Source organism: Psychromonas aquimarina ATCC BAA-1526, assembly GCF_000428725.1.
GTDB lineage: Bacteria > Pseudomonadota > Gammaproteobacteria > Enterobacterales > Psychromonadaceae > Psychromonas > Psychromonas aquimarina.
On record NZ_KE386794.1, the window covers coordinates 1,476 to 9,111 of the forward strand.

Genomic DNA, 7,636 nt, shown 5'->3' on the forward strand with positions numbered 1-7,636 from the left:
CAAAAACTCAATAAACACTACTATTTACGAGTATTTCACCGTACGTTCCGGTTTCAAAACTACTTACTTAAAAACCGCGAAGCCAATCAAATTGAACGGCTTACTAACGCCTTGCTCACCGGCGAGTAAGTTGGTGCTGTTTTTGCCGCTTTTGGTTTTGAGCAAAAACCGCGACAACTGTATCGAGTCCGAGTGGAGCAACTTGTTAGGCATTGTGTAGATTACAAGAAACTATATTCTCGAGATTAATTTTAATAGCCTCACCGAAAGCTTTTGTTTCAAGATAACCAAGAATAATTCTCTCTTCGCCTTTAAGGGAAATAAACCCTTTTTCAATATGACTAACCTCTAAGTTAAAACCATTATTGATATAGTGGTTTGGATTTGCGTCGTTACCTTTTACAATTTTCCTTGCTTCAAAATCAGAAAAGAAATCACCTTTCACTCTAAATTTATATACCCCATCAATAGAGTTTATAAACTTGAAATTTCTAGATACAGAACTAATAAAACCTTCAAATGTATCGCTAGACACCTCATCTTCAACAAGGAGCTCACCTTTGCCAGCGGGAGCAATCAAATCTAATAATTTATTTAATATATATAACATTCTAAATGCCTAACATCTTATTAGACGGAAAACTTCCGTGTTTCCACAAGAAAGGCGCCCATCAAAAATTTATAATAAAAACAAAGCTTACATTTCTTGATGCTGTTTATCAAACACTTATATTTTGTAATAGGATTTATCTATTGTAGAAAGGCGGAAAAGTTCCGTATTTACGGTGGAAACACGGAACATGACCTACACTGTATGCGCAAACAGTGTTTTTTTTCAGATTGGAGAAATAATATGCCGTCACCATTTTTAAATTCGGTTACTGAAATGATGAGATTAAAACGTTATGCAAAACGGACCATTGAAAATTATATTTACTGGATAAAAGCGTTTATCAATTATCATCATCAGCAGCACCCGATAAAATGTCACAACACAGAAGTTGAGCAGTTTTTATCCTACCTTGCCAATAAACGCGGCGTCGCACCAAACACTCAGGCATTAGCACTGAATGCTCTGGTCTTTTTATATAAAGAGATTCTGGACAGGCCGTTAACCCTTGAACTGAATTTTAACCGCACCACGGCTCAGCCTAAACTCCCCATTGTTCTTACGGTTGCGGAAACCGCCTTACTGCTTCGTAACCTGCCCAGCTCAACAGCTTTGCCTTGTAAACTGCTGTACGGCAGTGGTCTGCGTTTAATGGAAACGGTCAGGTTAAGGATTCAGGATATTGATTTTGATTATCTGTCTGTACAGATATGGAGCGGTAAAGGAGGCAAGCATCGGCGCGTCACATTAGCCTCAGAATTAGTTGAACCACTTAAAAATCAAATTGCAAAAGCACACCTTCTGTATCTTCAGGATATTGAAAATAAAGAATATAAAGGTGTCTGGCTGCCCTATGCTTTAGCACAAAAATATCCCAATGCGCCTAAAGAATTCAACTGGCATTATCTGTTCCCGTCAAATCAGTTAAGCACAGATCCAGAATCTGATCATCTAAGGCGACATCATATCAATGAGACAAGTTTGCAAAAAAGTATTAGGAGCACTGCTAAAAAAGTGCAGATTTTTAAACATGTTACCTGCCACACTTTACGGCACTCTTTTGCAACTCATCTACTGCAGCGCGGCGCAGATATCCGAACCGTTCAAGAACAATTAGGGCATAGTGATATTCGTACAACGCAGATCTATACACATGTATTACAGGCAGGGGCTAATTGTGTACGCAGCCCGCTTTCTGATTTATAAATCGTCAAATACAAAAAATACCCGCAGACTGAGCTCTAACTCCCCTGCAGTTTAACCTGATTCACCCGCTGAAAATAAGTAGCAAACAGGACTGCCGAAGCTTTTAATATTTTCTGCGGCTGCCAAAAAAACGTTTCAGGTTATCTGGTACCAGCTTAAGTCGATGAAACTCCTTCGGCTCTTCCTTGACCTCCCCGTGTACTTCCTTAAGAATAGCCTCTATGATTAATCCTTTAGGGGGAAACGCATACCATTGCCCCTGATATTCCCACTCACGACATGATACTCCGCCTTTGCAGTCACACAGAGCAGCACAAGATTCGCAGCTGCTTTCCTTAAAATTAATCTATATATCCCGGCCGTTCACCCGGATTGTGGGAGATACTACAAATCCAAGCTCCGCAGCCTGTGCCTCGCTTTTTACGTGAATCTTATGAACAACGACTTGAACGCCAGTTGTTTCAAGAACCCTGCCTGCTTCAGCAACCGCTTCCTGCAGACTAGAATCCGTCCCCTTGCAGCGTGTACAGCCACTTAAATCAAGATACATGAAATCTATATCTAAACGCCTTTTCTCCGCTTGCGTATACTTCAGTGATCTTGCGGCACTCTGAGAACCGCAGCATGCAGAATCATGCTTAGTCTCACCGCAGCAGCGGCCTTTATTTTTAATTTTAGAGCTCATATCAGCCTCACTGTCAGATCTATACAAGGTATCCACAAATTGTAGATAGCACTGAAACTTAACGTCAAGCTACCGTGTATTAGATCTACAGATCTGTTGATTGAAGTTTTCCAGATAAGTCAGCAGGAGAAAATGTTTGACAGCCCGAATTTTTAATCTTTGAATGATGATATTCTTTTCTGGCAGACATCATAAAGGTAAGATAGAAGCAATAATCGCCTTATCAGCTGTCATTGCCAGCCCCCAAGAATAAGAAACTGTATGTTCACATTATTTGCAGCTAAACCATTACTAAATGAAGACGAAAGCCAATGGATTTTTGATACTTTTCACTGGGCACTCACTTATTTTGATAAAGACGAGTTTTTTCAACGCTGCCGGTTAATTCAACCAACGGACCAGTATTTCAAAGGGCAGGTAGACAGTCATAAAGCTTTAGCTCAAACCGTGTTTGAATGCAGCGTAAAATATGCGGGGTTACAACATTGGCCTCTGCAGCTGCAACACCCGGATCAATATACTAATCAAAGCGCTGAATTAATGGTGCTAGATAATATTGCAGACGCACTAAAACGCGACTCGCAAACCAATAACCTGACAAAGTTATTTTCACCTCAGCCTATAGTATTAACCTACAACAGACATCAAACAGGTAAACCGGAAGATCTTGCTGCCACTTTTGCCAGTCACTTTGCGCAACATCTGATAGCACAGTCACAGCAGCTGCCGCCAGGCGGTCCGAACCTGTTTGTTGAAAGCAGTGAGGTACTTGCAGTCTTTATGGGCTTTGGCGTGATGATGTGCAATTCAGCTTATACCTACCGTGGCGGCTGCGGCAGCTGCTATAATGCGCAAGCAAACCGCCTCGCAAGCTTAACTGAAGATAAAATAGTGTTTGCATTGGCATTATTTTGTAAACTAAAAAATATTCCGCATAAACAGGCGATGAAACACCTTAAAAAATATTTAAGAAGTCTCTATAAACAAGCTGCCGAACAGATAGATAAAGAACCAGAAAAGGTACAGCATCTGTTAGATTTAAACGTACAAAAACAGCCCATAAAATAAAAGCTGTTTCAACACATCAAAAAGGCATAGGTGTCCAGCTCTAGTTTGTTGTACGTACCTCAAATGCTTACAGTTTTAAGAATAAACTGAACTACACTTTAATCGTATGTGCAACTTGTTAAGCATTTAGTATAAAGGTAGATAAAGGCTGGAAATGACTTGATGAAACTCCCTTCACTATTATTGTCATTAGTAATGATATCTGGTTATGCACATAGCCAGGAGGTCAGCATCAGCACTTTTATCGGCGATGATCCCACCACCGATATCTCCATAAATATCATGCAGGAGGCCTATCAGCGAATTGGTGTTTCAATGAAGGTATTGCCTCAACCTGCAGAACGTTCACTTAGAACATCAAATTACGGAGGTTCAGACGGAGAGCTTTTCCGTATAAAAGCAATTGAAAAAGAATTTGTAAATCTTATTAGAGTGCCTGTTGCAATTGCCAGGATTGATATGGTGGCCTTCGCAAAAGCAGGGAAAGGAATTTCGATTAACGGCTGGGATAGCTTGGCTTCTTACCTTGTCAGCTACAATCGTGGTGTTAAGATTGTTGAATACAAGGTTGACAGCAAAAATCTTATCCCTTCTAAATCAGTGCTTAATGCCGTAAAAATGTTACATGAAGACAGGGTCGACATCGTCATTGATTCGCGGATCAATATACTAAAAGTTATAAAGGATATGGGTTATAAAGAGATGGTCGCATTGGACCCCCCTTTAGAAACTATATTCGGCTATCACTACATTTATAGAAATAATGGTCATTTATTGACGCCGCTTTTAGAAGTTCTTAAAGATATGGAAGCTAAAGGTATTATTAGATCATATCAGGACAAAGAGCTGCAAAAATATCAAGATTAGCCCTGGTAGGTATTGTTGAAAAGTAAATGTTAGTTACCCATAGAAGCTCACTGCTAGCGCATTTGAGTCACAGATTCTGTCAACAGGGTTAACTCTCTACACTGCCAGGTATCTCACTCACTTGTTTCTTTTCTGTTTATTCTATAAACGAAACATCCAAGGAGTTACTTGGACACAGTTATATCTCAACAACACAAATATACCTACACGTTGTGGTTTACATAAGCGGAGAATTGTCAGTCCTGTTGATAACAGCTAAAAATATAAGTGCCCTATCTGTTTTGCCAACCGAAAAAAACAGCCCATATAAATAAAAGCTGTTTTCAGCTGCAGAAATAAGAGAGCCTTTATCGTTCTCGAATTAAATATGCTCTATTCGTTTCTAACTGCATGGACAATATCAATCAAATTCCCGTAGGCTTCATATTCTAATTTTTCATCAAATTCATCAGCCTTTGCTTCAAGATCCTTTAACTCCTGCAGAGTGCGCCCTTCGATAATTTTTGCAAGATCATCCATCTTTGCTGCTAAAGGCGTTTCCTCTTCAAGCACATGACAACCGCACTCGCTGACCTTTATTTCTTTACAAATACGGTCCTTGGTAACTTGTTGAACTCTTTCAGCTTCACCTTGTGAGATTGGATTAGTATTGAACATTACGCCTCCTTAATTAAGTTTTGCTGCAAGCATTTAGTAATATTACATATATTGCAGCAGTCAATATGAAACCCGTACATACTATTTGACAAAAAGTTTTCTGAGGCCTCACAAAGAGGCGAAAATCATAGCTAACAAAATAAACATTAGACTTTTTTTCCTCTTTTACCAAATAGTTATCACATAAATAAGCTTAACCTGCATAACCGTACATATTATTGAACCCGGGAATACGTCTTTCCCAAACCGGTTCCTTGTCACCCACAATAGATTTTAAAGTATCAATAAACAGTCTGGTTTTTATCGGCGGATTTCTGTGCGGATAGACCACATAAAAAGTACCGTAGTCAGCTAAGTTAAGCTGGGTCATTATCGGTACAAGTGTTCCTTGTAATATCTCATTCTCAATCATCTGCGCCGTAGTAACGGTAAACATATTTCCCGATAAAGCGCTGCTGATAAGCATTTCAACTTCGTTAACTTTATAGGCGGCACGCAGCTGTATAACCGCATCAAGGTTATTATTGTCAACATACTTTATCTTATCGATAGTAAGTCCCGGAGATGAATAGACGACAGCGGGCAGTTTTTCTAACTCCTGCACTGTCTGCGGCTGCCCGTATTTTTTAAGAAAAGCGGGAGAAGCAACAATAAGCAGCCGGTTTCGTGCAATCTTACTAGCGATCAGATTAGAGCTTTTCGGCTCACCGACACGAAATCCTATATCGTAGCCCTCTCCCACCATATCAACGATTCTGTCTTCTAATAATAATTCAACTTCAACATCAGGAAATTTACGCTGGAATTCCAATACTGCCTGCTGCACATACTGCCGGCCGAAAAGTGTTGAACTAGAAATTTTAAGTTTACCGCGCGGCTGTGAATGATAATTTTCAGCGGCTCTTCTTGTATCATTGAGCAGGTCACGCGAGTTTGTGCCTGACAGACCATCTCTGAACCGGCTGCAGTGAGGGATAAAGAACGCGTGGTTCTATTTAACAGACGAACACCAAGTTCATCTTCTAATTTACTCACCTGTTTAGAAATAACAGAACGATTCACATTTCTATGCTCTGAAACTTTAGCGAATGAACCTAGTTCAGTCACTTCTAACAATAATAATAATCGACTGGCTAAATCCATACAGCCTCCATTGTTGCCATTTAGGCACCAGTTTAGTTCAAATTACTTAGTTTTTTAACGAGTAATAGAGATATAGAGTGTTTATAACGTTGAGGTGCACAGCAGATACAGGTTGAAGCGGCTCGATACGCAGCTAATTTATAGATAAGGAATAAGATAATGAACAAACTAACTATCAGCAAAAGTGCAGGCGTCGCGACGGTTGTAATTAATAACCCCCCGGTTAATATTTTAACGATTGATCTGATTAATGAAGTTAATCAATTTGTTCTTTCATTAAAAGAGCAGCGTGATATTAAAGCTGTTGTTTTTAAATCATTTCACGATGATTTTTTTCTGGCGCATTTAGATCTGAACGTTATTAACGGCACCCCGGCAGGACAAGCTGCATCAATTGAATTTAACCATATGATCGCGAATATAAAAGCGATGAAACAGCTTTCTATCGCGCTTGTCGACGGTGTGGCCCGCGGCGGCGGTAATGAATTTGTGATGGCCTGTGATTTAGCCTACGGCACGGAGAATGCTGCTTTTGCGCAGCCGGAACTGTTTATTAATATTCCAACAGGCGGCCAGGGAGCAGTACAGTTTGCACGTCGTATGGGCAGAAGTAAGGCGCTGCAGGCACTGCTAAGCGGCGCTGACTATACAGCACAGCAAGCTGAGTCTTTAAATATTATCACCCAGTTTGTACCTAAGGCCGAAATCGACACTTTTCTTGAACAGTTACTGACAGTAGTAAGTATTTGGGAATTGCGTGATATTGTCATGTACAAAGAGATTGTGCAGGCTTCCATTAAAGACGAGCAAGCTGGTGCAGAGCTTGAATTAAGATATTTTCTTGAACGTGCTAGAGAGCAGAAAACTCAAACTATCATCGGCGCATTTATAAAACACGGCGGACAGACAGAGCGGGAAGCGAAAGACATTCAGGGAATATTTGTTGATACAGCAGCGGAACTAAGCGATCAAATATAGTTTGTAAATCAACGGCTGTAGTCGTTGATTCGGACAAAAACAGCCTGAAAAAAAGCCCTGCATTATTACACAATGCCGATCGTTTAAGAAAACTTGAACGATCTTGCAGATAGATCATAATCCTCAATCTTATTTAAGGTTGGGGATTTTTTTTGTTTAATCAAGAAATGGAATTAGTTTATGAATCATTTGAAAACAAAGATTCATATGACAACGTATTGACCGCTATTGATGCTAAATGGATCGAAGAAGCATTATTTAGCACTCAAAAAGCCAGCATTCGACGACGTCGCTTACCCGCAGAGCAAGCTATGTGGCTCATTATTATGATGGGCTTGATGCGTAATCGTTCTATTAAAGAAGTTTGTGGTTCTTTGGATATTGCCCTGCAAACCAATCCAGATGAAATGTATTCCCATGTT

7 protein-coding genes and 2 pseudogenes are annotated in these 7,636 nt (G+C 40.0%); 5 read left to right on the plus strand and 4 right to left on the minus strand.

The genetic code is table 11. The features are described 5' to 3' along the window. Positions 1–205: 205 nt before the first annotated feature. On the minus strand, positions 206–610 hold the full coding sequence (locus G337_RS0125220) for a hypothetical protein (protein WP_028866302.1): 405 nt from the start codon (positions 608–610) through the stop codon (positions 206–208). A 243-nt stretch (positions 611–853) separates the two neighbouring features. Between G337_RS0125220 and G337_RS0125225 the strand changes: the two genes are divergently transcribed. Next, positions 854–1,816, plus strand: a complete 963-nt coding sequence (locus tag G337_RS0125225; protein ID WP_028866303.1) for an integron integrase — start codon at positions 854–856, stop codon at positions 1,814–1,816. Positions 1,817–1,919: 103 nt separating this feature from the next. Here the strand turns inward: G337_RS0125225 and G337_RS29390 are convergent. Beyond that, positions 1,920–2,501, minus strand: a pseudogene (locus G337_RS29390) (DUF2703 domain-containing protein). A 261-nt stretch (positions 2,502–2,762) separates the two neighbouring features. On the opposite strand from G337_RS29390, the gene G337_RS0125235 reads away from it, so the two are divergent. Then, positions 2,763–3,569, plus strand: coding sequence for a hypothetical protein (locus tag G337_RS0125235; RefSeq protein WP_028866304.1), 807 nt, complete (start codon positions 2,763–2,765; stop codon positions 3,567–3,569). Between the two features lie 162 nt (positions 3,570–3,731). Further along, positions 3,732–4,436, plus strand: coding sequence for a type 2 periplasmic-binding domain-containing protein (locus G337_RS0125240; RefSeq protein WP_028866305.1), 705 nt, complete (start codon positions 3,732–3,734; stop codon positions 4,434–4,436). 372 nt (positions 4,437–4,808) lie between these two features. Here the strand turns inward: G337_RS0125240 and G337_RS0125245 are convergent, their stop codons facing one another. Then, positions 4,809–5,093: a hypothetical protein gene (locus tag G337_RS0125245; RefSeq protein WP_028866306.1), complete on the minus strand. Its 285-nt coding sequence runs from the start codon at positions 5,091–5,093 to the stop codon at positions 4,809–4,811. A 193-nt stretch (positions 5,094–5,286) separates the two neighbouring features. Then, a pseudogene (locus tag G337_RS27445) lies at positions 5,287–6,236 on the minus strand (LysR family transcriptional regulator). 159 nt (positions 6,237–6,395) lie between these two features. Here G337_RS27445 and G337_RS0125255 point away from each other — a divergent pair. Both G337_RS0125255 and G337_RS27450 read left to right on the plus strand, forming a co-directional pair. After that, positions 6,396–7,214 carry an enoyl-CoA hydratase/isomerase family protein gene (locus G337_RS0125255; protein ID WP_028866307.1) on the plus strand — a complete coding sequence of 273 codons (819 nt, stop codon included), beginning with the start codon at positions 6,396–6,398 and terminating at the stop codon, positions 7,212–7,214. 152 nt (positions 7,215–7,366) lie between these two features. Further along, positions 7,367–7,636 (plus strand): transposase domain-containing protein (locus tag G337_RS27450; RefSeq protein WP_211235851.1); only part of this gene is annotated, 270 nt, incomplete at its 3' end.